General features: G+C 74.4%; 25 protein-coding genes. 17 read left to right on the top strand and 8 right to left on the bottom strand.

The window, feature by feature from the left end; all coding sequences use genetic code 11:
- Nucleotides 1-69 precede the first annotated feature (69 nt).
- From ACF1AK_RS25230 to mycP, 5 genes are all read left to right on the top strand, one after another.
- The gene (locus ACF1AK_RS25230; RefSeq protein WP_391501086.1) at nt 70-786 is read left to right on the top strand and encodes an RDD family protein; all 717 of its coding nucleotides are present in this window, start codon (nt 70-72) and stop codon (nt 784-786) included.
- Between the two features lie 178 nt (nt 787-964).
- A complete protein-coding gene (locus tag ACF1AK_RS25225; RefSeq protein ID WP_391501085.1) occupies nt 965-1,681 on the top strand; it encodes an endonuclease V in 717 nt (238 codons plus the stop codon).
- A gap of 95 nt (nt 1,682-1,776) precedes the next feature.
- Entirely contained in the window at nt 1,777-2,229 is a 453-nt protein-coding gene (locus ACF1AK_RS25220) for a hypothetical protein (RefSeq protein WP_391501084.1), read from the top strand.
- Nucleotides 2,226-3,758 (top strand): PPE domain-containing protein, encoded by a 1,533-nt coding sequence (locus tag ACF1AK_RS25215; RefSeq protein WP_391501083.1) that lies wholly within the window; start codon nt 2,226-2,228, stop codon nt 3,756-3,758. The genes ACF1AK_RS25220 and ACF1AK_RS25215 overlap by 4 nt, the downstream gene beginning before the upstream one ends.
- 118 nt (nt 3,759-3,876) lie before the next feature.
- Nucleotides 3,877-5,133, top strand: a complete 1,257-nt coding sequence (gene mycP / locus ACF1AK_RS25210) for a type VII secretion-associated serine protease mycosin (protein ID WP_391501082.1) — start codon at nt 3,877-3,879, stop codon at nt 5,131-5,133.
- Here mycP and ACF1AK_RS25205 read toward each other — a convergent pair.
- Together ACF1AK_RS25205 and ACF1AK_RS25200 are read right to left on the bottom strand one after the other, a co-directional pair.
- Nucleotides 5,124-5,717, bottom strand: a complete 594-nt coding sequence (locus ACF1AK_RS25205) for a GNAT family N-acetyltransferase (RefSeq protein WP_391501081.1) — start codon at nt 5,715-5,717, stop codon at nt 5,124-5,126. The genes mycP and ACF1AK_RS25205 overlap by 10 nt on opposite strands.
- A gap of 59 nt (nt 5,718-5,776) precedes the next feature.
- Complete coding sequence (locus ACF1AK_RS25200; RefSeq protein WP_391501080.1) at nt 5,777-6,424, bottom strand: NAD(P)-dependent oxidoreductase; 648 nt, start codon at nt 6,422-6,424, stop codon at nt 5,777-5,779.
- Between the two features lie 139 nt (nt 6,425-6,563).
- Here ACF1AK_RS25200 and ACF1AK_RS25195 point away from each other — a divergent pair, with 139 nt between their 5' ends.
- The gene (locus ACF1AK_RS25195) at nt 6,564-7,073 is read left to right on the top strand and encodes a winged helix-turn-helix transcriptional regulator (protein ID WP_391501079.1); all 510 of its coding nucleotides are present in this window, start codon (nt 6,564-6,566) and stop codon (nt 7,071-7,073) included.
- A complete protein-coding gene (locus ACF1AK_RS25190; protein ID WP_391501078.1) occupies nt 7,070-7,645 on the top strand; it encodes a DinB family protein in 576 nt (191 codons plus the stop codon). Before ACF1AK_RS25195 ends, ACF1AK_RS25190 begins: the two co-directional genes overlap by 4 nt.
- A 49-nt stretch (nt 7,646-7,694) precedes the next feature.
- On the opposite strand, the gene ACF1AK_RS25185 is transcribed toward ACF1AK_RS25190, so the two are convergent.
- Nucleotides 7,695-8,192: an RNA polymerase sigma factor gene (locus ACF1AK_RS25185; RefSeq protein WP_391501077.1), complete on the bottom strand. Its 498-nt coding sequence runs from the start codon at nt 8,190-8,192 to the stop codon at nt 7,695-7,697.
- A gap of 553 nt (nt 8,193-8,745) precedes the next feature.
- Nucleotides 8,746-9,507, bottom strand: coding sequence for a hypothetical protein (locus tag ACF1AK_RS25180; protein WP_391501076.1), 762 nt, complete (start codon nt 9,505-9,507; stop codon nt 8,746-8,748).
- A gap of 256 nt (nt 9,508-9,763) precedes the next feature.
- Between ACF1AK_RS25180 and ACF1AK_RS25175 the strand changes: the two genes are divergently transcribed.
- Entirely contained in the window at nt 9,764-10,792 is a 1,029-nt protein-coding gene (locus ACF1AK_RS25175; protein WP_391501075.1) for a hypothetical protein, read from the top strand.
- Between the two features lie 22 nt (nt 10,793-10,814).
- Here the strand turns inward: ACF1AK_RS25175 and ACF1AK_RS25170 are convergent, their stop codons facing one another.
- Both ACF1AK_RS25170 and ACF1AK_RS25165 read right to left on the bottom strand, forming a co-directional pair.
- A complete protein-coding gene (locus ACF1AK_RS25170; RefSeq protein ID WP_391501074.1) occupies nt 10,815-11,405 on the bottom strand; it encodes an isochorismatase family protein in 591 nt (196 codons plus the stop codon).
- A gap of 182 nt (nt 11,406-11,587) precedes the next feature.
- Entirely contained in the window at nt 11,588-12,904 is a 1,317-nt protein-coding gene (locus tag ACF1AK_RS25165) for a nicotinate phosphoribosyltransferase (protein WP_391501073.1), read from the bottom strand.
- Between the two features lie 202 nt (nt 12,905-13,106).
- Between ACF1AK_RS25165 and clpS the strand changes: the two genes are divergently transcribed.
- The 9 genes from clpS to ACF1AK_RS25120 all read left to right on the top strand — a co-directional run bounded on the left by clpS (nt 13,107) and on the right by ACF1AK_RS25120 (nt 19,289).
- Complete coding sequence (gene clpS / locus ACF1AK_RS25160) at nt 13,107-13,400, top strand: ATP-dependent Clp protease adapter ClpS (protein WP_350544761.1); 294 nt, start codon at nt 13,107-13,109, stop codon at nt 13,398-13,400.
- Nucleotides 13,401-13,512: 112 nt separating this feature from the next.
- Entirely contained in the window at nt 13,513-14,097 is a 585-nt protein-coding gene (locus tag ACF1AK_RS25155) for a DUF2017 domain-containing protein (RefSeq protein ID WP_391501072.1), read from the top strand.
- Between the two features lie 243 nt (nt 14,098-14,340).
- Entirely contained in the window at nt 14,341-15,798 is a 1,458-nt protein-coding gene (locus ACF1AK_RS25150; protein ID WP_391501071.1) for an amino acid permease, read from the top strand.
- Nucleotides 15,799-15,852: 54 nt separating this feature from the next.
- A complete protein-coding gene (locus ACF1AK_RS25145; protein WP_380294228.1) occupies nt 15,853-16,284 on the top strand; it encodes a Mov34/MPN/PAD-1 family protein in 432 nt (143 codons plus the stop codon).
- Between the two features lie 150 nt (nt 16,285-16,434).
- Nucleotides 16,435-16,554 (top strand): putative leader peptide, encoded by a 120-nt coding sequence (locus ACF1AK_RS25140; RefSeq protein WP_317621128.1) that lies wholly within the window; start codon nt 16,435-16,437, stop codon nt 16,552-16,554.
- A 103-nt stretch (nt 16,555-16,657) separates the two neighbouring features.
- Nucleotides 16,658-16,936, top strand: a complete 279-nt coding sequence (locus ACF1AK_RS25135; protein WP_391501070.1) for a MoaD/ThiS family protein — start codon at nt 16,658-16,660, stop codon at nt 16,934-16,936.
- A gap of 85 nt (nt 16,937-17,021) precedes the next feature.
- Nucleotides 17,022-17,990 (top strand): PLP-dependent cysteine synthase family protein, encoded by a 969-nt coding sequence (locus ACF1AK_RS25130; protein ID WP_391501069.1) that lies wholly within the window; start codon nt 17,022-17,024, stop codon nt 17,988-17,990.
- Between the two features lie 162 nt (nt 17,991-18,152).
- Nucleotides 18,153-18,356: a MerR family transcriptional regulator gene (locus ACF1AK_RS25125; RefSeq protein WP_380294231.1), complete on the top strand. Its 204-nt coding sequence runs from the start codon at nt 18,153-18,155 to the stop codon at nt 18,354-18,356.
- A 186-nt stretch (nt 18,357-18,542) separates the two neighbouring features.
- Entirely contained in the window at nt 18,543-19,289 is a 747-nt protein-coding gene (locus tag ACF1AK_RS25120; protein WP_391501068.1) for an MBL fold metallo-hydrolase, read from the top strand.
- 578 nt (nt 19,290-19,867) lie between these two features.
- Here the strand turns inward: ACF1AK_RS25120 and ACF1AK_RS25115 are convergent.
- Nucleotides 19,868-21,157, bottom strand: a complete 1,290-nt coding sequence (locus tag ACF1AK_RS25115; protein WP_391501067.1) for an LLM class flavin-dependent oxidoreductase — start codon at nt 21,155-21,157, stop codon at nt 19,868-19,870.
- Nucleotides 21,154-22,245, bottom strand: a complete 1,092-nt coding sequence (locus ACF1AK_RS25110; protein WP_391501066.1) for an LLM class flavin-dependent oxidoreductase — start codon at nt 22,243-22,245, stop codon at nt 21,154-21,156. Before ACF1AK_RS25110 ends, ACF1AK_RS25115 begins: the two co-directional genes overlap by 4 nt.
- Between the last annotated feature and the right edge of the window lie 102 nt (nt 22,246-22,347).

The raw sequence follows: 22,347 nt of genomic DNA, 5'->3' as shown, positions 1-22,347 counted from the left end.
GGTGGTCCCGTCGGACAAAACGGAGTCAATATCCCAAGTTCGTACAATGTGTGATGTTCTACTCGGGGCATGAGCACCTACAACCCCTCAGGCCCCGAGCCGGAGGGGGGCGGCAAGCCCTCCTTCGGCAAGCAGCCCCCGCAGTCGGGCGGCGGCACGCCGGAAGGTACGCCGTCGGACCCGTACGGCACCCCGCCCTCCGCCACCCCGCCGCCCGCCGGTGACGGCCCCGGCGCGTACGGCGGCACCTACGGCGGCGCTCCCTCCGGCCAGAACCCCTACGGCCGGTCGCCGTACGACCAGCCCCCGCCCGGCTACGGCCCCGCCGGGTACGGTGCGCCCGGCGGTGGCCCCGTCCCCGGCATGCCCCCGCTCGGCAGCTGGCCCAACCGGATCCTCGCCCGGCTGATCGACTACCTGCTGGTGCAGGTCGTCGCCCTGCTCCTGGTCCTGCCGTTCGCCAGCCTCACCGACCGCTCCGGCTCGGCCGGCGCCTTCTGGCTCGCCTGCGCGCTCTACCTCGTCTACGAGGGCGTCATGCTCGGCCGGGACGGGCAGACCCTCGGCAAGAAGGCCATGAAGATCCGGGTCGCCATGCTCGTCGACGGCAACTCCCCGACCCAGTCCGCCGCCTGGACCAGGGCGGCGGTCTTCGTCCTGCCCGCCGTGCTCTGCTGCGCCGGGCTCTGGTGGCTCATCGACGGCCTGTTCGGCGTCTTCGACAAGCCCTACCGGCAGTGCATCCACGACAAGGCCGCCAAGACGGTGGTGGTCTCCACCGCCTGAACCGGCGGACCGGGTCGCTCCGGTGCTCCCGACCGGCGTGCGGCGCTCCGCGCGCCGGTCGGCCGCGTGCGGGGCGTGCGGGGCGTGCGCCCGCGGACGCGCCCCCGGGGCCGTCCGCCCCGCTCGGTACGGTGGGCCCGACCGCACCACCGCTCCGCGCACCCCAGGGGGAACCGCCGTGCCCGTCCCCGCCGACTGGCCCACCACCGAGGCCGAGGCGCTCGCCGAACAGGCCCGCCTGCGCCCGCTCGTCCGTCCGTCCGGCGCCCCCGGCACCACCGCCGGCCCGGACGGCGACGACCGGCTGATCGCCGGCGTCGACGTCGCCTACGACGACGCCCGCGACCTGGTCGTCGCGGCCGCCGTGGTCCTCGACCGCGACACCCTCGCCGTCGTCGAGGAGACCACCGCCACCGGTCGCATCGCCTTCCCCTACATCCCCGGCCTGCTCGCCTTCCGCGAACTCCCCGCCGTCCTCGACGCCCTGGCCGCCCTCACCCACCGCCCCGGCACCGTCGTCTGCGACGGCTACGGCCTCGCGCACCCGCGCCGCCTCGGCCTCGCCAGCCACCTCGGCGTCCTCACCGGACTGCGCACCCTCGGCGTCGCCAAGACCCCGTTCACCTTCGACCACCGCGACCCCGGCCCCGCCCGTGGCGACTCGACCCCGCTCACCGACCCGGCCACCGGCGAGGAGGTCGGCCGCGCCCTGCGCACCCGGCCCGGCGTCAAACCCGTCTTCGTCTCCGTCGGCCACCGCATCGGCCTCGCCGAGGCCGTCGGGACCGTTCTCGCCCTCACCCCCCGCTACCGTCTGCCCGAAACCACCCGGCACGCCGACTCGCTCTGCCGTCGCGCCCTCGCCGCGACGGCCCGTACACCGGACGTGAACTGACGGCCCACCAGGGGTACGGGTCGTGTGTTAGACATGACTCACGCACCAGCACCGTCAACGACACACCGGCCGGACGCACGGGGGAGGCGCCGCACGTGGCAACGGGGAACGGAACGGGATCGACCGGCGGGGCGGGGCGCGGCTACCGCGTCGAAGTCGAACAGCTGCGCGCCTTCGCGGCCCAAGTGCGGCTGCTGCTCGCCGAGTTCCAGCACCACGCCGACGGCAACACGGCCCACGGCAGCAGTGGCATCGGCCCCAGCGCACTCGGCACCTTCGCCGAGGCCGCCGAACTGCGCAGCCGCTACCAGACCATGCGCGACGGTCTGCGCGACGTCCTCAACCAGCTCCAGGAAGCCGTCGACGACGCCCAGAAGAAGGCCGAGCTCACGGCGACCAACTACGAGGAACAGGAGCACCGGACCAGGGGCAGGCTGAAGCTCGCCGACGACGGCTGGTCGGTGGCCGACCCCTCCGTCACCAGCTACGGCGCCTACGCCTGGACCACCGCGCCGGCCCGGCACGACGACGGGAAGGGCGTCCGATGACGTACACCGACTTCGGCGCCTACAGCCACGCCGAACTCCGCCGGATGGTCCAGGCCCTCAACCCCGGCGAGGTGATGGCCGCCGCCGACCCCTGGCGCCGCGCCGCCGACACCCTCAAGGCCATCCGGGCCACCCTCACCCGCGCCAGCACCGAGGCCGCCACCTCGTGGGAGGGCAGCACCAGCGACGCCTTCCACGCCCGCATGCTCCACCTCGCCGCCACCATCAACACCACCGCCTCCTACGCCAACGACGCGGCCAACACGCTCAAGGCGGTCTCCGAGGCCATGGCCAAGGCCAAGCGCGACATGCCCGAGGAGCCCAGCGGCTGGGCGCAGGTCAAGGACGGCGTGAGTGACACCGTCTCCTCCCTCTTCGGCGCCGACGACGAGGACTCCCGCACGGCCATCGCCGACCAGAAGAAGGGCGAAGCCGCCACCGTCCTGCAGACCCTCGCCATGCACTACCGGACCGCCACCCCGATGCTGAAGCCCCCGCCACCCCCGGGCGCGGCGCCGAAGCCAGGGGCCTCGAATCCGGTCGACGACATCACGGAGCCGGGTGATGCCGGCGCGAGTGGCTACGCGGCCGTGGGCGGCTTCCTCAGCGGGGTAGGGGTCGGCAACATCGGCGCGGGCGCCGGGCCGGTGTCCCGTCCGCGGGAGGGGGTGGTGGCGAACCCTCGGAGCGGTGGCGCAGAGAGGCGCTCGAACCCGCAGGGGCCGAGCCCGTCGTTGTCGAAGACACCGTCGGCCCCCGCCGACCCCGGGGTCAAGGGCGGGGTGGCGATGCCACCAACCAAAGCCGCTCCGGCGAAGTTCGGTGCCGGGACCGTGGTGGACGGCACGTCCGCCATGTCGGCTCCGGCGGCGTCCGGGGGGAGTGGCACGTCGATACTCGGGTCGCCAGGGAGCGGCGGAAGCCAGCCCCTGCCCCACAGCCCCGTCGCACAATCTGCGGCACCGCAAGGCGGCCCCGGGGGAGGCGCGTCCCAGCCGAACGGGATTCCGCAGTCCTTCGGCTCCGCCGGCAGGCAGGGGCAGGCTCCCGGCGCCGGCTGGAGCGGGCAAGCCGGTCCGGAGGTTGTGCGCGGCGGCCGAGACGGGGCACCCGGCCGGTCCGGTGCCGGCCGCAGTGGTGCGATCTTCGGCGCCGAGGGCATGCCTGGTGCGGGCGGTGGCGGGTCCGTCGGCGCGGGCTCCGTCCGGGGCCGGGGCGGGGCTGAGGGCGTAGCCGGTCATCCCGGAGGCACGGTCGTCGGGGTCGGGGACCGGTCCGGCAGGAGCGGCGGAGGCAAGCATGCGTTCACCGAGGGTGGATCCGGCCTGGGCGCGCGCGGGCGTATCCGGCCGGAGACAGGTGCGGCAGGTTCGGGCGGCCCGCTGACACAGGCCCCCATGATTCCGCTGGGCAGCGCCGACCGAGGCCGGAAGGACGACGAGAAGAGGCGGGGCCGTCCCGACTACCTCGTCGAGGACGAGGAGACCTGGGTGTCGGACGACCCGGTCAATCCGAACGTGGTGGAATGACGCGCGGCCTTCGGGTCCGGGCCGATCGATCGGTTGCCCCGTGGCCGTCCGGGCCGAGGGGCGGCCTCTGCGCTGAGTGGGGTGGCGGGACTTGAGGAGCTGGCGTCTGAGCCGCGGGGTGGCCGTGCTGCTGGCGGGTGGACTGCTGGCCACGGTGGTCACGGGGCCGGCTCATGCTGACAGCGTGCGAGACTCCCAGTGGCCCCTGGCGGCGTACCGTGCGGAATCGGTGGTCTGGCCGGTCTCGCAGGGCGAGGGCGTCACGGTTGCCGTCATCGACAGTGGCGTACTGAAGGATCATCAGGATCTGACGGGTCAGGTGCTCGCCGGGGTGGACTTCACCGGCGAGAACACCGACGGCACGGTGGACAGCAACGGCCATGGCACCGGTATGGCGAGCCTCATCGCCGGCCACGGCCGTGGAGCAGGAGCCGGCATCATGGGCCTGGCACCGAAGACCAAGATTCTCCCGATTCGGATCTCGTTCGGAGAGGACCAACCCGCGTCCCGGTCGCAGGTCGCCAAGGCGATCCGCTACGCCGTCGACCACGGCGCGAAGGTCGTCAACATGTCCATCAGCGGGCGTACCGGGCAGGATCCCGAGGAGCGTGCGGCGGTCAAGTACGCGGTGGACAAGGACGTGGTTCTCGTCGCGGGTACGGGCAACAGCGGTGACGCGGGCGGCCCCGTGGAGTATCCGGCCGCTTTCCCCGGGGTCGTCGCGGTCGGTGCGGTGGACCGGAACGGTCAGGTCTGGAGCAAATCGAGCTTCGGCCCAGAGACCACTGTGGTGGCGCCGGGCGCCGAGATCCCCCGGGCGACTGCCAAGTCGACGAGTGCGCACGGCGTCGCCAACGGCACCTCCGACGCCACCGCCTACGTCTCCGCCACCGCCGCGCTGATCCGGGCGAAGTACCCGGACCTCTCCGCCGGGCAGGTCATCAACCGGATGATCAAGTCCGCCACGCCGCCCCCCGACGGCTCGGCGGTGCCGAACAACCGCTACGGCTACGGGGTGCTGTCACCGGCGAAGGCGCTGGAGGCGAATCCGGCGGTGGACGGCGGTCCGCGGGAGAACCCGTTGGCCGGGCGGGCGGAGGCGCAGGCGGCTCCGTCCGTGCCGCCGGCCCAGGAGGAGGAGTGGGACTCGCCGCCGCCGGTGACCGTGCCCGCGAACCAGGAGAACCGCGGGGTGACGTGGGTGCTGCGGGGCGTGGCGGCGCTCGCGGGTGTGGTGCTGGTGGGGGTCGCGGTGGGGGTGCTGCTGGTGGTGCGCGGGCGGCGCCGCCAGGAGCGGGCCGACGCCGCTGCGGCAGCGGCGGGGTACCAGGGGTATCCGCCACCGCCGCAGCAGTGGCCGCCGCATCAGGGGTGAGCGGCGAGCCACTCGGGCCGCAGGGCGGCCATCCGGAGGACGTCGTGGTACTCGCCGGCCCAGTGGTGGGCCTGGCGGGCGCGGCCCTCGTGACGGAAGCCGGCCTTCTCGTACACGCGGGTGGCGCGGGGGTTGTAGGCGTAGACCTCCAGTTCGACGCGGTGGAGGCGGACGGTCCCGAAGGCGTGGCGCAGGAGCAGGACGGTGGCCTCGGTGCCGATGCCCCGGCCGGTGCTGTCGGGGGTGAGGGCGATCCGGTAGTGGGCGGAGGCGTTGTCGGCGTCGACGTCGTTGAGGGCGAGTTCGCCGAGGAAGCGGCCGGTGGCGCGGTCCTCGACGGCGAGGTCGAGGCGGTCGCGCTGGTCGGGGCGGGTGGTGCACCAGTGGCGGATCTCGTCGTGGGTGAAGGCTCGCCGGGTGCCGGTGAGGCGGTTGGTCTCCTCGTCGTCGGTGAACCGCCACATGGCGTCGGTGTGCCGGGCGGCGAGCGGGACGAGGGTGACGGTGGCGCCGGGCAGGGTGGGTTTGCGGGCGAGCGCACCGGGGTCGTAGGCGGCTCGGGGGCCGGGGGCGGAGTTCGGCATGGTGTCCAGGGTGGAGCGGAACGCCCCGCTCCCTCCACCGGTTTTGTCCGCCGGGCGGTTCACTCGGCGACGGCGATCTGCTCACGGTGGCGTGCGGCGGGGCCGGTGAGCTGGTCGGTGACGGCGGTGGCGAGGTCGGCCTGGGCGATCCGCGTGCCGAGGACCTGCGGGCCGCCCGTCCGGTAGCGGCCGGTGCCGGGGGCGGTGCGGTCGAGGTCCAGGGGCGGGGTGACGACGACCCAGTCGAGGGCGGCGGGGGAGTCCCGGAGGAGGTCCAGGACGGCGGCGTGGCCCAGGGAGAAGGCGCGGTGGGCCTCCGGGAAGGCGGGGTCGTCGTGGACGGCGACGCCGGGGGCGGTCTCCAGGGTGGTGGCAACGCCGACGTGGACGAGCCGGCGGACCCCGGCGGCGTCGAGGCCGGTGACCAGGGCGCGGGCCGCGGCGCGGTAGGACGCGCCGGAGGGGACGTCGGGGGTGTAGACGGTGCTGACGGCGGCGGCGTGGCCGCGGGCGGCGGCGGCGACGGCGTCGGGGTCGGTGACGTCGCAGCGGACGAGGGTGGTCCCGGGGCCGGCGAGGCCGGCGTGCCGTTCGGGGGAGCGGACGGCGGCGGTGACGGTCAGGCCGCGCCGGCGGGCCTCGGCGACCACGGCCCGGCCGACCTGGCCGCCGGCGCCGAACACGATGACATCGATGGTGGGGTTCACGGGCTCTCCGTCCGTCCGCCGGTGGCGGGGCAGGGGCGGGGGCGCCGATCGCCGCCCGCCGTCGCCGTGACGGTAGAACGGGGGGTGCCGGTTACTTCAACGGTACCGGCGGGCAGGCCCGTTCGGTTACCGTCGGGGCATGACTCGGACCGTGCCCGCACCGTTGCCGCCGGACTTCTTCGACCCGCACTGCCCGGTGCAGCGGGTTCCCGTGCTGGGTGGCAAGAAGTGGGCGTGGCGGATCGTGCGCTGCCTGGAGGGCGGTCCGCGCCGGTTCTCGGAGCTGCGGGTGCCGCTGACGGGCATCACCGCGAAGGTGCTGGCCGAGTCGCTGCGGTCGATGGAGCACGACGGGGTCGTCAGCCGGACGGAGTACCCGGAGAACCCCCCGCGGGTGGAGTACGCGTTGACGCCGCTCGGCCGGACGCTGCTCGGGCCGATGGACGCCGTGTGCGACTGGAGCCGGGCCAACCTGGCCGAGCTGCTCGCCGCCCGCGCGGCCGCGGAGCGCGCGGAGGGCAAGGGCGGCGCGGAGGGCAAGGGCGGCGCGGAGGGCGTCGGCGCGGACGGCGCTGGCAGGATTTCGGTGCCCGCTGGCGGCGAAACCGCTGGTGGGAGCGGTGCGGGCGCGGCCATCCTGGGCGCATGACCACTTCGGAGCAGAGCAGCGGTACCACGGCCGTCGACGACGGGATCGTCCCCGACACCAAGGACTGGACGTGGGTGCTGGAGCGCCCCTGCGCGGACTGCGGGCTGGACGCCGGCGCGGTCGTCCGGGAGGACGTGGCCGGGATGATCCTGGCCAACGCGGAGGGCTGGGTGCGGGTGCTGGCCGGCGAGCCGGAGGAGCTGCGCCGCCGGCCGCGCCCGGAGGTCTGGTCGGACCTTGAGTACGCGTGTCACGTCCGGGACGTCTTCCGGCTGTTCCACGTCCGGCTGAACCTGATGCTGGAGGAGGACGACCCGCTGTTCCCCAACTGGGACCAGGACGAGACGGCCGTCGCCGAGCGGTACGGCGAGCAGCGGCCGGCCGTGGTGGCGGAGGAGCTGGAGGGGGCGGCGCAGGTGCTGGCGGCGGCGTTCGCGGGGGTGTCGGGCGCGCAGTGGGGGCGCACCGGCAACCGCAGTGACGGGGCGCGCTTCACGGTGGAGTCGTTCTCCCGCTACCTGATCCACGACCCGGTCCACCACCTGTACGACGTCACGGGTGAGCGGGTCTGAGGGAGCCGGCGAGGGGCGTCACCGGCTCACGGCCGTCCCGGTGCGGGGTTCACCACCCGGAGGCCTCGCGCAGCATGGTGCGGCGGAGCCGGCCGGCCACGCTGGCGGTGTCGGTGCCGATGACGTCGGCGATCTCCGGGGCGGCGAGGCCGACGACGTAGTGCAGGATGGCGAGGTCGTCGTCGGCGGGGCGGCCGGGCCGGTCCTGGGCGCCGGGCCGCTGCTGGCCGCCGGGGTGGGCACGCTCGTCGACGGGGCCGGAGAGCGGGCCGCTCTGCCGGGTGTGGTCGCCGACGGTGTCGCGCAGGATCTGCCAGGCGTGCGCGGTGGGGTTGGAGCTTCCCAGCAACTCCCGCCACTGGACGGCGATTTCGGCGAACGCCTGCTGGACGGCGCCGGCCGCCCGGTCCGGGTCGGGCAGCCAGACCCGGGCGTAGCTGAGGTACCGCGGTCGGTGCAGCTCGCAGAACGCCGCGAACTCCAGCGGTACGGCGGGTTCACCGGCCTCCGGGGGCGGCTCGGCGGTGCTGTCATGACGTTGGGTCATCTCGGCTTCTCGGCAAGTGAGATGGGCTTCTGACGGTCGATCATCTGTGCTCACTCTACGGTAGGCGCTCGGTGCGCTGGGTTACCAATCGGCTGGATTGCCCGGAAGGCGCCGCCGCTCGGCCGGTTCCGGCGGTGGCCGGCCGGAGGGTCGGCGGGCGATGCGGCGGTGGCGGACGGGCGGGGAGTGGTGCGCAGTGGTGTCAGAGGCGTGGGTGCGGAGCGTTGTGGCCGGTCAGCGGGGTGGCGCGGCCGGCGGCGGCGGCCGGTCGGCACGCCACCGCGGAGGGTGTGATGTGCCACCGTAGGCGGTCCGGCGGTTCTCGTCCACGTCTGCGGCGCGAAGCCGCGCCCGCACCACCGGGCGCACCACCGTCCGTGCGCCGCCCCGGGGCGCGACGTGCCGTTCCGGGCTGCGGCGGAGCCGCGAGCGGGCCTGCCGGCGGGCGCCTCCGGGAGGGGGCGGGGTGATGGGCCGGCCCCGTCGCACGCGTCCCGCGTGCCCGGCCCTTCGACGGCGTACCGCCGTGTGCGAGCGAGAAGTTGACGAACGGTCAGGAGATCGTGCGGCGGCTCTCCGCGGGGGTGACCCGGTCGTCCGGAGAGGTGCCCCGGGCGAGCTGGGCGGGGAAGGCCTCGACCGCCCGGCGGCGGACGAGTCGCGCGGCCGCCGCAGCCGCGGCCCCTGCGGTCCCGGCCGCCTCCGTGGCGGCGGTCAGTCGCTCCCGTTCCCGCTCCCGCTCGTGCTCCCGGCCGCGGACGTCCGCGGCCCCGTGCTCGGCGGTCGCGTGCTCCACGCCCGCCCGGCCGGCGTCCTGCCGGGTCTCCGGGATCTCCTGGGTGTGCTGGACCTGTTGGGCCTCCTGTTCCTCGTGGACGGCGTCGTGGACGGCGTCGTGGGCGGCCTCGCGCACGGCCTCGCGGGCGCCCTCGTGCGCGGCCTTGGCGGCGGTCCGGAGGCGTGCCGCCCCGGAGCCCCGCCGGGCCCGCCCGTGGGCGGCGCGCGCCGCCTGTTCCTCGGCCGCCTGTCTAGCGGCCAGGTACGCCTGGACGGCGGCCATCCCGTAGACGGGCTGGATCAGCTGGTGGCCCTTGAAGAAGGGGCGGGCGGGGGCGAACCCGGCGGCGACCACCAGGTCGCGGATCTCCGCTATCTCCGCCTCGCTGCGTGCGGTGAAGCGGACCTCCCATCCCTTCTTGTAGGTATGGCCCTGTGCGCCGCTGCGGCGGGCCGGGTCCGGCCGGCGGACGTATCCGGGCAGGCGTCCGAGGCGGAGCTGGGCCGCGCGGAGGCCGGCGGTCTCGTCACGTGACATGTACTAAGGGTAGGCAATCCGGCGGGCTGGAGTGACGCCCGGAGGTGACTTCGCCGTATGTGCTTGATCACGCAGGGTCAGACGGCCTGGTGGCCGATCGAGGATGATCAGATATGACAAGCGGTTGATCACCCATTCCTCCGAATGGGTGAGGGTATGAGGACTTTAGTGCGGCCTGATCCCGGTTTCACGACGGTTGGGTAACAGTGCGTCAGGCGGCCACGCCCGGCTCCGGGACCTTGGGGATGGTGTCGGCATGAGCTACCGCATTCCCGTGCCGCCGCCGTCCCTGGAGGAACTGGCGCGCCGTCAGCAGAACGTCCTCACCGCCGGCCAGCTGCGTGCCCGGGGTGTGCCGGCCCGGATCATCAGCGAGCACTGCCGCCGCGGCGGCCCCTGGCAGCGGCTGCTGCCCCGGGTCTACCTGCTGCAGTCCGGCGACCCCTCGCCGGAGCAGCGGATGTGGGCGGCGCTGCTCTACGCGGCGCAGAACGGCGGGGAGGAGGGCCGCCGGGCGGGGGCGGTGATCACCGGCACGGCCGCGCTCGCGCTGTACGGCTTCGCCGCGGTGCCCCGGCTGCCCGCCGTCACCGGGGTGGACGTGCTGGTGCCCCGCCAGCGGCGGCTGAAGGACGCCGGAGAGGTGCGGATCCGGCGCACCGAACGCGAGTTGGTGGCGCGCTCGGTGCACGGGCTGGCCTGCGCGCCGGTGGCCCGGGCGGTCGCCGACGCGCTGGGCGAGTGGACGTCCGGTGGCCGGGACGCCGGGGGAGGAGCCGGTCCGGCACCGGTCCGGGAGGTGCTCTGCGAGGCCGTCCGCCGCCCCGAGCTCCGCTGCCCGGTGCACGAGCTGGCCGCCGAGCTGGCCGAGTCCGGGCTGACCGCCGACCCCCGGGTGCGGGCCGTGCTGGACGGCCTGCTGGCCGCGGAGCGGGACCGGGTGCTGGAGCGGGTCGGCGAGCTGGTGGACGAGTGGCTGCTGCCCGTCCCGCTGACCGGCCCCGAGCTGCGGATGCGCGGCGGCACCTTCGTCGCCGTGCCGGACCTCTACTGGCCCTCGGCGGGGGTGGCGGTCGAGGTCGACCCGGAGCTGCGCTGCGTCAGCGACGGCGAGGCGGCCTGGGTGCGCGGCGGCCGGCACCGGATGGAGTACCTGGGGGTGCGGGTGGTGCGCGTCCGCGGCACCCGGCTGGCCGAGGACGCGGACGCGGTCGGCGCGGAACTGCGCGAGGCGTTGCGGTGCGGCGGGACCGACGTGGTGGAGCTGCTGGTCACCGAGCACTGAGCCGGGAGCCGGATCCCGGCGCTCAGCCCCCGACGACCGGCGTGCCGACCAGTTCCACCCCGGCCGCCCGCAGCTCGTCCAGCGCGGCGGCGGTGGTCGGCGCGGCCACCCCGGCGGTCAGGTCGAGCAGCACCCGGGTGGTGAATCCGGCCCGCACCGCGTCCAGCGCGGTGGCCCGGACGCAGTGGTCGGTGGCGATGCCGACCACGTCCACCTCGGTGACCTGACGCTCGCGCAGCCACTCGGCGGGGCCCAGGCTGTTCTCGTCCACGCCCTCGAAGCCGCTGTACGCCGCCGCGTAGGCGCCCTTGTCGAAGACCGCCTCGATCGCGCCGGAGGTGACGGACGGGGCGAAGTTGGGGTGGAAGCCGACCCCCTCGGTGCCCGCCACGCAGTGCACCGGCCAGCTGTGCACGTAGTCGGGGTGGTCGGAGAAGTGGTCACCCGGGTCGATGTGGTTGTCGCGGGTGGCGAGGATGTGCCGGTAGCCGGGCGCGGACTCGGCGATGAGATCGGTGATCGCGGCGGCCACCTCGGCCCCGCCGGCGACGGCCAGGCTGCCGCCCTCGCAGAAGTCGTTCTGCACGTCGACGACGATCAGTGCCCGGTGCATGGCTGGCATTCCTCGGTCTGGTGGGGTCCTGCGCGGGACGCGGCAGGGGACGTGAGGGAGTCTCACGGTCCGTACGGGGGAACTCTACGGTCGACTGTAGGCAGTGGCATCCGGGGGCGGAAGGCCCGGGGCGGGCCCGGCCCTTCCCCCGTCCACGAACGGCCGCCGCCCGTGCGGCGCCGTCACACGTGCAGCTCGGTCGCCAGCACCGGGTCGCCCTTGGAGAGCTGGGTGGCCGACAGCGGCAGCGCCGCCCGGACCCGGTCGTGCCGCTCGCGCGCGGCCTCCAGCGGCTCCCGGCCGACCACCTCGCCGGCCTTGACCAGCGGCACCTGCAGCAGATGCGGGACCAGCGCGTCCGGGACGGCCCCGGTGCCGACGACCTCGGCCTCGGCGACGCCGTCCGCGTCGGGCCGCCGGGCCGCCCACTTGCGCCCGCCGATGCTGGTCTTGCCGCCGGCCGCGCGCTTGGCGACCGGGACCAGCGGGCCGTCCTCGCCGGCGGCGCGGGCGACCAGCTTGTAGACCATCGCGCAGGTCGGCTCGCCGCTGCCGGTGACCAGGCTGGTGCCGACGCCGTAGCCGTCCACCGGGGCGGCGGCGAGCGCGGCGATCGCGTACTCGTCGAGGTCGGAGGTGACGATGATCCGGGTGCCGGTGGCGCCGAGCTCGTCGAGCTGGCGGCGGACCCGGTGGGCGAGCAGGGTGAGGTCGCCGGAGTCGATCCGCACGGCGCCCAGCTCGGGGCCGGCCACCTCGACGGCGGTGCGCACGGCCTCGCCCAGGTCGAAGGTGTCCACCAGCAGGGTGGTGCCCCGGCCCATCGAGTCGATCTGCGCCCGGAAGGCGTCCCGCTCGCTGTCGTGGACGAGGGTGAAGGCGTGGGCGGCGGTCCCGGTGGTCGGGATGCCGTAGGTGAACCCGGCCTCCAGGTCGGAGGTGGCCGCGAAGCCGGCCACGTACGCGGCACGGGCGGCGGAGACGGCGGCCCGCTCGTGGGCGCGCCGGGCGCCCATCTCGATCACCGGGCGCCCGCCGGCCGCGGAGGTCATCCGGGAGGCGGCGGCGGCGATGGCGGAGTCGTGGTTGAGGATCGAGAGGATCACCGTCTCCAGGATCACCGCCTCGGCGAAGCTGCCCTCGACGGTGAGCAGCGGCGAGCCGGGGAAGTAGACCTGGCCCTCCGGGTAGCCGTGGATGTCACCGGTGAAGCGGTAGTCGGCGAGGAAGCGCAGGGTGTCCTCGTCGACCACCCGTCCGTCGGCGAGCCAGTCGAGCTGGGCGGAGGTGAAGCGGAAGTTCTCCACCGCGTCCAGGACCCGGCCGGTGCCGGCCAGCACGCCGTAGCGCCGGCCGGCGGGCAGCCGGCGGGTGAACACCTCGAAGACGGAGCGGCGGTGCGCCGCCCCGCTGCGCAGGGCGGCCTGCAGCATGGTGAGCTCGTAGCGGTCGGTGAGCAGCGCGGTCGAGCCGGCCGCGGGCACGGAAGTGGCGTCCATGAGGATGATGCTACTACCCCTTAGCGTCAATGTGACGATTTCTCGGTCCGGAGATCCGGCCGGCGCGTCGCGGCCGCGGGGGGGCGGAATCGCCCGCCGGTCCCCCGGATGGCAGCATGGGGCTGGAGGGGCACGTGGAAGCCACGTGAAGGCCGGGTGGGAGCCACCCGGGAACCGAATGAGCGGCAGGAGGGATCCGGCGGTGAGTGTCGCGCCCGTGGAGATCGAGCGCCCGGAGGTCGAGGGCGTACCGGTGACGGAGCCGGACACCCCGTGGGTCACCATCGTCCACAACGATCCGGTCAACCTGATGAGCTACGTCCAGTACGTCTTCCAGGCCTACTTCGGCTATCCGAAGGAGAAGGCCCGGAAGCTGATGATGGAGGTGCACACCAAGGGCCGGGCGGTGGTCTCCAGCGGCTCGCGCGAGGAGATGGAGCGCGACGTGCAGGCGATGCACGGCTACGGCCTCTGGGCGACCCTGCAGCACGACTGACCGCACGACCGACCGCGCGACTGACCGTGCGGCCGGCCGCACCGGGCGGCCGCTCCCGCGGCCGCGCGGCCGCGGACCACTGGAACCGACGAGGACGGGCTGACCGATACCGATGGCTGGGTTGTTCGAGAGTGCCGGCGCCGGGGGCGCGGTGCTCGCGCTGGACGAGCTGGAGGCCTCCATCCTGCGCTCGCTGGAAGTGCAGATGCTGGAGCTGATCGGCCCCGGCCCGGGCGGCGACGGGGACGGCCCCGGCGATCCGCTGGCGGCACTGTTCGCCGAGGGGCCGACCAGGGCGCCCGAGGACCCGGCGCTGGCCCGGCTCTTCCCGGACGCCTACGGGGACCCGGACGGGCCGGCCGACCCGCAGGCCCGGGAGGCCGCCGGGGAGTTCCGCCGCTACACCGAGCTGGACCTGCGGGCCCGCAAGCGCGAGGACGCGCTGCACGTCGTCCGGGCGCTGGACGGCCTGGGCGGCGAGGGCGGCCTGGTCACCCTGGACGCGGAGGCGTGCCTGCGCTGGCTGGGCGCGCTCAACGACCTGCGGCTCACCCTGGGCGTGCGGCTGGAGGTCACCGAGGACGACGAGCGGGGCCTGTACGACCTGCCGGACACCGACGACCGCAAGCCGCTGGTGATGGCCTACCTGTGGCTCGGCGCGCTGCAGGAGTCGCTGCTGGAGGCGATCGCCGGCTGAGGCCCCCGCCGAGGCTCCGGGGTGCGCTCCGGACCGGCCCTCCCCCGTTCGGGGCAGGCCCCGGCCGCTCGTCCGCATGGTGGACGAGCGGCCGGGGCTTTTCCGTCCAAAACGGGCGAAACCCTATCAGGGCATGCTCAAATATCGCTCAGATGGACACCGCTATCCGGACCGTGCGTGGTACGACTGCTGCTCCCCACCCCGCGACTCCCACCCGCGACATCCCATCCAGGACGGTGCAGCATGGCCGAACAGCTCTACGACGAGGTCGTCGACGCCAAACCGGACGACGAGGGCTACCACCGGGGTCTGGGCAGCCGCCAGATCCAGATGATCGCCATCGGCGGCGCCATCGGCACCGGCCTGTTCCTCGGTGCGGGCACCGCCATCTCGAAGTCCGGCCCCAGCCTGATCCTGTCCTACGCGGTCGCCGGCGTGGTGATCTTCGCGATCATGCGGGCGCTCGGCGAACTGCTCACCTACCGCCCGGTGGCCGGCAGCTTCGCCGAGTACGCGCGGGAGTTCCTCGGCCCCTTCGCCGGCTACGTGACGGGCTGGACGTACTGGCTCTTCTGGGTTGTCACGGGCATGGCGGAAACCACCGCGGCGGCCGTCTACGTGAAGTTCTGGGCGCCGGACGTCCCGCAGTGGCTGTCCGCGCTCTGCTTCCTGGTGCTGCTCTACGGGGCCAACCTGATCTCGGTGAAGATCTTCGGCGAGATCGAGTTCTGGTTCTCCATGGTCAAGGTCACCGCGATCATCGGCATGATCCTGATCGGCATCGGGGTGCTCACCCTCGGGTTCAGCGACGCCGGCGACACCGCGTCGGTCACCCACCTGTGGCAGGACGGCGGGTTCTTCCCCAAGGGCGTCGGCGCCACCGTGATGACCCTGCAGATCGTCATGTTCGCCTACCTGGGCGTCGAACTCGTCGGCGTCACCGCCGGCGAGAGCGAGAACCCCAAGAAGACCCTCCCGCGCGCCATCAACACCCTGCCGTGGCGGATCGCGCTGTTCTACATCGGCGCCCTGGTCATCATCCTCTCGCTCGTCCCGTGGACCGAGTTCCAGCCCGGCGTCAGCCCGTTCGTCGCCACCTTCGGCAAGATCGGCATCCCCGCCGCGGCCGGCATCATCAACTTCGTGGTGCTCACCGCCGCGCTCTCCTCCTGCAACTCCGGCATGTACTCCACCGGCCGGATGCTGCGCGACCTCGCCCTGCGCGGCCAGGCCCCCGGGCGCCTGACCCGGCTCAACGCCCACCGCACCCCGGCCGCCGCGATCACCGTCTCCGCGCTGCTGATGGGCGTCGGCGTGGTGCTCAACTACCTCGTCCCGGCCAAGGCGTTCGAGTACATCACCTCGGTCGCCACCGTCTGCGGCCTGTGGACCTGGGCGATGATCCTGATCTGCCAGATCCGCTACCGCCGGGCCTGGAAGGGCGGCCACCTGCCGCCGCCCACCTTCAAGGCCCCCGGCGGCGTCTGGAGCAGCTGGGCCGCGCTGGCCTTCCTCGCGGTGGTGGTCGTGCTGATCGGCCTCGACCGCGACAACCGGATCTCGCTGTACGTCTTCCCGGTCTGGGCCGTGCTGCTGGTGGCCGGCTACCGCGGGCTCGGGCGCCGCGCCCCCGCGGCGGTGCACGCCGTCGCCCACGACCACCTGCACGTGCCGGACGACGGCGGTGCCGGCCCCCGCTGACCGCGCCTCGGACGCCCCGGCGACCCGTCGCCGGGGCGTGGCTATCCTGGCGCCATGCTGACCATCACCCGAGAACTGCGCGACGCGATCGTCGCCCACTCCCGCGCCGACCACCCGGACGAGGCCTGCGGCGTGGTCGCGGGGCCGGAGGGCAGCGGCCGCCCCGAGCGGTTCATCCCGATGCTCAACGCGGCCCGCTCGCCGACCTTCTACGAGTTCGACTCGGGCGACCTGCTCAAGCTCTACCGCGAGATGGACGACCGGGACGAGGAGCCGGTGATCGTCTACCACTCGCACACCGCCACCGAGGCCTACCCCTCGCGCACCGACGTGAGCTACGCCTCCGAACCGAACGCCCACTACGTCCTGGTCTCGACCGCCGAGGGCAACGGCCCGGACGACCCGTACCAGTTCCGCTCGTTCCGCATCGTGGACGGCGTGATCACGGAGGAAGACGTCCAGGTCGTCGAGGCCTACCCGGCCTGACCCGCACCCACCTGGGCGAGGCCCGCCGACCGCCCGCGAGCGGTCGGCGGGCCGCTGCCTTTCCCGGCCCGTCTCGGGATGAGGGACGGACTCATCCGCATCACGAGACGGGCATGGAGGAGCGGGCCCGGGAATCTATACGATGAGCCCATGCGTTCCGTCGATGTGAGCAACCAGGCCCCGGGCACCCGCCTCGTGGCGCGCCTGCACATCGACCTGTGCCGGCACGCCGGCGCCATCTGTCCCGGCACGCCGGCGCGCTCGCGCTGAGCCGCCCGTCCGGCCCGCCCGCGGACACCACCGCCCCGGGCCGCAACGCCCTGCCGCGCCCACTGCGGCCCACCCACCTCACGACTCGCACAGGAGCGCAGCCATGGCCATCGAGGTCCGCATCCCGACCATCCTCCGCACCTACACCGACGGCGCCAAGGCCGTCGAGGGTACCGGCAGCAACCTCGGGGAACTCTTCCACGACCTCGACGCCCGCCACCCGGGCATCGCCGCCCGCCTGCTGGAGGGCGGCGAGCTGCGCCGCTTCGTCAACGTCTACCTGAACGACGAGGACGTCCGCTTCCTGGAGGGCATCTCCACCACCCTCGCCGACGGCGACAGCGTCACCATCCTGCCCGCCGTGGCCGGCGGCGCCCGCTGACCACCCGCCCGGCCCGCCCCGCGCACCGCCCGGGGCGGGCCGGGCCGCCCTCACCGAACCCCACCGCCGCCCGCCGGAGGACCCCTTGCGTTACGACAGCCCGCTCGAAGCCGTCGGCAACACCCCGCTGGTCCGTCTGCCCCGGCTGTCCGCGGCGGTACCGGGCAACACCGAGGGCCTGGTCACCCTCTGGGCGAAGCTGGAGGACCGCAACCCCACCGGCTCCATCAAGGACCGCCCCGCGCTGCACATGATCGAGCGCGCCGAGGCCGACGGCCGGCTCACCCCCGGCTGCACCGTCCTCGAACCCACCAGCGGCAACACCGGCATCTCGCTGGCCATGGCGGCCAAGCTCAAGGGCTACCGGATGGTCTGCGTGATGCCCGAGAACACCAGCGAGGAGCGGCGCGAACTGCTCCGCATGTGGGGCGCCGAGATCATCCCCTCGCCCGCCGCCGGCGGCTCCAACACCGCCGTGCGGATGGCCAAGGAGATCGCCGCCGAGCACCCCGACTGGGTCATGCTCTACCAGTACGGCAACCCCGACAACGCCGGCGCCCACTACACCGGCACCGGTCCCGAGATCCTCGCCGACCTGCCCACCGTCACCCACTTCGTGGCCGGCCTCGGCACCACCGGCACCCTGATGGGCGTCGGCCGCTTCCTGCGCGAGAAGGTCCCCGGGGTGCGGATCGTCGCCGCCGAGCCGCGCTACGACGACCTCGTCTACGGCCTGCGCAACCTCGACGAGGGCTTCGTCCCCGAGCTGTACGACGCCGAGGTGCTCACCACCCGCTTCTCGGTCGGCTCCGCCGACGCCGTCCGGCGCACCCGTGAACTCCTCCAGGAGGAGGGCATCTTCGCCGGCGTCTCCACCGGCGCGATCCTGCATGCGGCGATCGGGGTGGGCCGCAAGGCCGCCAAGGCCGGCGAGCGCGCCGACATCGTCTTCGTGGTCGCCGACGGCGGCTGGAAGTACCTGTCCACCGGGATCTACACCGCCGAGTCCACCGAGGCCGCCGTCGAGGCGCTGCAGGGCCAGCTCTGGGCGTAGGCCCGCTCCGGTCCCCCTCCGCGCGAACGGGGGATATGTCCCCGTCGTGCTTCCGGTTCGTCACGGTACGACCACGATGTCCGGTCCGGGGCGGGGATTCCCGCACCGTCCGGAAAGGCTGCTCACGAACGTCCCCGCACGCACCAGCGGAGGTGACCCCCCGTGAGACCCCCCGTGAGCCGCGGCACCGACCTGTGGTCGTACGCCGAGATCGCCCGCCACATCAACGTCCAGCCCGAGACCGTGCGCACCTACCGGCGCCACGGACTGCTGCCCGAACCGGACCTCGTCGACGCCGGCGGCCACCCCCGCTGGTACCCCCGCACCATCCGCGACTGGGCCCGCCGGCGCCCCGGCCACCGCTGACCCGCCCCCGCCCCCGCCTCCCCGGCGTTCTGGTGATTCCAGCCACAGCACGGCACGGAGACGGGGGCAAAGCGCCGGTCCGCCCTTACCCTCGACAACACGCGCAGGGCAGCGCCTCCGGCCGGTATCCCCGGCCCGCTGTCATGACCAGCGGCAGCCAGGACGTGTCGGGGCGGAGGGGCTCGGATGAAACTGACCGTGGTGGGGTGCTCGGGGAGCTTCCCGTCCGCCGACTCGCCGTGCTCCAGCTACCTGGTGGAGGCCGACGGCTACCGCGTCGTGCTGGACCTCGGCAACGGGGCGCTCGGCGCCCTGCAGAAGTACGTCTCGATCTACGACGTCGACGCCGTCCTGCTCAGCCACCTGCACGCCGACCACTGCGTCGACCTGTGCGCCTACTGGGTCGCCCGCAACTACCGCGCCGAGGGCTGCCCCGACCCGATGCCCGTCTACGGACCGGCCGGCACCGCCGCACGGATGGCCCGCGCCTACGACATGCCGGAGAACCCGGGGATGAAGGAGGTGTTCGAGTTCCGCACCCTCACCCCCGGCCGCTTCGACCTCGGCCCCTTCCGGATCGGCGTCGCGCAGGTCAACCACCCCGTGGACGCCTTCGCCTTCCGGCTCGAACACGGCGGCCGCAGCCTCGTCTACTCCGGCGACACCGGGGAGAGCGCCGAGCTCGTCGAGCTCGCCCGGGACACCGACCTCTTCCTCTGCGAGGCCGCCTACCTCGACGGCCGCGACACCTACCGGGCCGTCCACCTCAACGGCCGCGAGGCCGGCGAGCACGCCACCGCGGCCGGCGCCCGCCGGCTCGTCCTCACCCACATCCCCCCGTGGACGGACGCCGAACTCAACCGCCGGGACGCGGCCGCCGCCTACGCCGGACCGGTCGACATCGCCCGGCCCGGCGCGGTCTACGAGGTCTGACCGCTCGCTCCACGAACGCCCGCCGGCGCCGGTGGTACCCGTGCGCACCGGTCACCGCCGCCTCGCAGGCCGCCGCCACCGGGAACACCGCCGTCCGGCACCTGCCGCTCGACGCCGACCGCCAGGTCACCGACCCGGTCGGCCCCTGCACCGGGCCCGCGACGCGACGGACCGGCCCGCACACCGGCGGCCTGCCCGTCCGGGACCGCCACCGCGCCGGCGCCGCGCTCGACGTCGTCCGCGGCGCCGACCGGATCGCCGCCCTGCCGCAGGACGCCGCCCGCGGCGCCCGCACCGGGGCGCTCGCGCTGCGCCCCGGGCAGGACCTCTCCGGCCCGGCGCCCGGCGGGCACACGCGCCCGGGAACGCCTCGCCCTTGCCCGCGGGGGCACGCTGCGCCGCCCGGCGGTGCTCGGGCGCGTCCGGGAGCCGGGGCTGGTCGCCGAACCGTCCGAGCCCTTCCGGCCGGTGGCCCATGACCTCGGTAAAGCCCTTCCGGCGCAACGGCCATGACGGGCCGTCATGGCAGGGTGCCGGGGCAGCTCGCGGCCGTCCGGACCGGCCGCCCGGCCGCGACGTCAGGGCCTTCCCGGGACCGGCAGGCCGAGGTGGTCGCGCAGTGTCGTGCCGGTGTACTCGGTGCGAAACACCCCGCGCTCCTGGAGCAGCGGCACCACCCGGTCGACGAAGTCGTCGAGCCCGCCGGGGGTGAGGTGCGGGACGAGGATGAAGCCGTCCGCGACGTCGCTCTGCACCTGCTGGTCGATCTGCTCGGCGACGCTCGCCGGGGTGCCGATGAAGCTCTGCCGACCGGTCACCTCGATCACCAGCTCGCGGCTGCTGAGCCGCTTCTCGGCGGCCACCGCCCGCCACTTGGCGGCGATCTCCAGCGGGTCGCCGAGCGAGGTGCGGCCCTGGACGAGGGAGGAGTCGCGGACCGGGTCGACGGCCGGCAGCGGGCCGTCGACGTCGTGGTCGGAGAGGTCGATGCCCCAGACCTGCTCCAGGTAGGCGATCGCGGTGGCTGGGCCGACCTGGGCGCGGCGGATCGCGGCGGCCCGTTCGACGGCCTCCTCCTCGGTGTCGCCCAGGACGTAGGTGACCCCGGGCATGATCTTCAGCTCGTCCGGCTTGCGCCCGTACGCGGCGAGCCGCCGTTTGACGTCGGCGTGGAAGGCCCGGCCGGCGGCCGGGGTGGAGTGCCGGCTGAAGATCACGTCGGCGGCCGCGGCGGCGAACTCGCGGCCCTCCTCGGAGTCGCCGGCCTGGATCACCACCGGGTGGCCCTGCGGCGGCCGGGGCAGCGAGAGGGTGCCCTCGACGTCGAACTGCGGTCCCTGGTGGCGGACGGTGCCGGAGCCCGCGGCGTCCCAGAACGCCCGGGCGAGCGCGACGGACTCGGCCGCCCGGGTGTAGCGGTCGCCCCGGTCGAGGAAGCCGCCGCGGCGGAAGTTCTCGCCGGTGAACGCGTCGGAGGAGGTGACCACGTTCCAGGCGGCCCGGCCGCCGGAGAGGTGGTCCAGGGAGGCGAACCGGCGGGCCAGTTCGTAGGGCTCGTTGAAGGTGGCGTTGACGGTCGCGGCCAGCCCGAGGTGGGTGGTGACGGCGGCGAGCGCGGCGAGCACGGTGATCGACTCGGGGCGGCCGACCACGTCCAGGTCGTGGATGCGGCCCTTGACCTCGCGCAGCCGCAGACCCTCGGCGAGGAAGAAGAAGTCGAAGCGGCCGCGTTCGGCGGTCTCGGCGAGGTGGCGGAAGGAGTCGAAGGCGATCTGGCTGCCGGAGGCCGGGTCGCTCCACACGGTGGTGTTGTTGACGCCGGGGAAGTGGGCGGCGAGGTGGATCTGCTTGAGCGGGCGGTCCGTCATCGGGTCACCTCGGCGGTCGCGGCGGGGGTGCCGGTGGAAGCGGCGGCGGGGGCGGGCGGGGCAGTGGGGGCAGCCGGGGCGGCGATGGTCGCGGCGAGCGCGTAGCGGCTGGCGGGGCGGGCCAGGCCGAGGTGCTCGCGCAGGGTGCGGCCGGTGTAGCCGCCCCGGAACAGGCCGCGCCCGCGCAGCTCCGGTACGACGTGCTCGGCGAGCGCGGCGAGGTCGCGGGCCGGCTCGGCGGGCACCAGGTGGAAGCCGTCGACCCCGCCGCCGCCCTCGGTGATCTCGGTGAGCAGGGCGGCGGCCGCGGCGGCGTCGGGCAGCGCGGCCGGTATCCGGGCCAGGACGCGCAGCGCCTCGCCGCCGCGCAGCCGCAGTTCGGTGGCGGCGGTGAGCCGGGTGGCCCGGTCGGGGGCGTCGAGCAGCGCGACGTCGGCGTGGCGGGCGGCGGTGGCGACCCGGGCGCGGCCGCCGGGGCCGGCGTCCGGGGCGAGGTCGGCGGCGGTGACGGTGACCGCGACGACCGGGCGGCCCTGCGGCGGGCGCGGGGTGATGGAGGGGCCGCGGACGGAGAAGTGCGGGCCCTCGAAGTCGATGTAGTGGAGTTTGGCGCGGTCGACGAACCTGCCGGTGGCGACGTCGCGGATCTCGGCGTCGTCCTCCCAGCTGTCCCAGAGCCGGCTGGCGACCTCGGCGGCGTCGGCGGCCTCGGCCCAGAGCTCGTCGGCCGGGGCGGCGTCCTTGCGGCCGAAGGCCCTGGCCTCGGCCTCGGTGTCGGAGACGCCGACCAGCCAGCCCGCCCGGCCCTCGCTGACCCAGTCCAGGGTGTTGACCGCGATGGAGGTGTGGAACGGCTCGGTGTGGGTGGTGGTGACGGTCGGGACCAGGCCGAGGCCGCGGGTGACCGGCGCGAGCCGGGCGAAGGTGGCGAGCGCGTCCAGCCGCCGCGGTTCGGGGGCGTAGGAGTCGTCGAGGGTGACGAAGTCGAGCGAGGCGCGTTCGGCGAGGCGGGCGAGGGCGGTGAAGTGGGCGGCGTCGACGTGGCCGGGGCTGTCGAGGGCGGCGGAAAGGTGCAGCTGGCGGGGCATGGGTGGCCTTGACTTTCCTGGGACGGAAACGGGGCGTGCGGCGGTCGCGGAGCGGCCCGCGGTTCCCCGGTGGGGGGCGGTGCGGGCGGGTGTGCGGGTGGG

The organism is Kitasatospora sp. NPDC015120 (assembly GCF_043080305.1).
Lineage (GTDB): Bacteria > Actinomycetota > Actinomycetes > Streptomycetales > Streptomycetaceae > Kitasatospora.
Note: the sequence above shows the minus strand (reverse complement) of the source record. Positions and strands in the feature narration are given on the sequence as shown.

Coding starts and splice junctions, on each gene's coding strand:
- ACF1AK_RS25230 (WP_391501086.1), top strand. CDS start 70: ATGAGCACCTACAACCCCTCAGGCCCCGAGCCGGAGGGGGGCGGCAAG.
- ACF1AK_RS25215 (WP_391501083.1), top strand. CDS start 2,226: ATGACGTACACCGACTTCGGCGCCTACAGCCACGCCGAACTCCGCCGG.
- ACF1AK_RS25205 (WP_391501081.1), bottom strand. CDS start 5,717: ATGCCGAACTCCGCCCCCGGCCCCCGAGCCGCCTACGACCCCGGTGCG.
- ACF1AK_RS25195 (WP_391501079.1), top strand. CDS start 6,564: ATGACTCGGACCGTGCCCGCACCGTTGCCGCCGGACTTCTTCGACCCG.
- ACF1AK_RS25190 (WP_391501078.1), top strand. CDS start 7,070: ATGACCACTTCGGAGCAGAGCAGCGGTACCACGGCCGTCGACGACGGG.
- ACF1AK_RS25185 (WP_391501077.1), bottom strand. CDS start 8,192: ATGACCCAACGTCATGACAGCACCGCCGAGCCGCCCCCGGAGGCCGGT.
- ACF1AK_RS25180 (WP_391501076.1), bottom strand. CDS start 9,507: ATGTCACGTGACGAGACCGCCGGCCTCCGCGCGGCCCAGCTCCGCCTC.
- ACF1AK_RS25175 (WP_391501075.1), top strand. CDS start 9,764: ATGAGCTACCGCATTCCCGTGCCGCCGCCGTCCCTGGAGGAACTGGCG.
- ACF1AK_RS25170 (WP_391501074.1), bottom strand. CDS start 11,405: ATGCACCGGGCACTGATCGTCGTCGACGTGCAGAACGACTTCTGCGAG.
- ACF1AK_RS25165 (WP_391501073.1), bottom strand. CDS start 12,904: ATGGACGCCACTTCCGTGCCCGCGGCCGGCTCGACCGCGCTGCTCACC.
- ACF1AK_RS25155 (WP_391501072.1), top strand. CDS start 13,513: ATGGCTGGGTTGTTCGAGAGTGCCGGCGCCGGGGGCGCGGTGCTCGCG.
- ACF1AK_RS25150 (WP_391501071.1), top strand. CDS start 14,341: ATGGCCGAACAGCTCTACGACGAGGTCGTCGACGCCAAACCGGACGAC.
- ACF1AK_RS25145 (WP_380294228.1), top strand. CDS start 15,853: ATGCTGACCATCACCCGAGAACTGCGCGACGCGATCGTCGCCCACTCC.
- ACF1AK_RS25140 (WP_317621128.1), top strand. CDS start 16,435: ATGCGTTCCGTCGATGTGAGCAACCAGGCCCCGGGCACCCGCCTCGTG.
- ACF1AK_RS25135 (WP_391501070.1), top strand. CDS start 16,658: ATGGCCATCGAGGTCCGCATCCCGACCATCCTCCGCACCTACACCGAC.
- ACF1AK_RS25120 (WP_391501068.1), top strand. CDS start 18,543: ATGAAACTGACCGTGGTGGGGTGCTCGGGGAGCTTCCCGTCCGCCGAC.
- ACF1AK_RS25115 (WP_391501067.1), bottom strand. CDS start 21,157: ATGACGGACCGCCCGCTCAAGCAGATCCACCTCGCCGCCCACTTCCCC.
- ACF1AK_RS25110 (WP_391501066.1), bottom strand. CDS start 22,245: ATGCCCCGCCAGCTGCACCTTTCCGCCGCCCTCGACAGCCCCGGCCAC.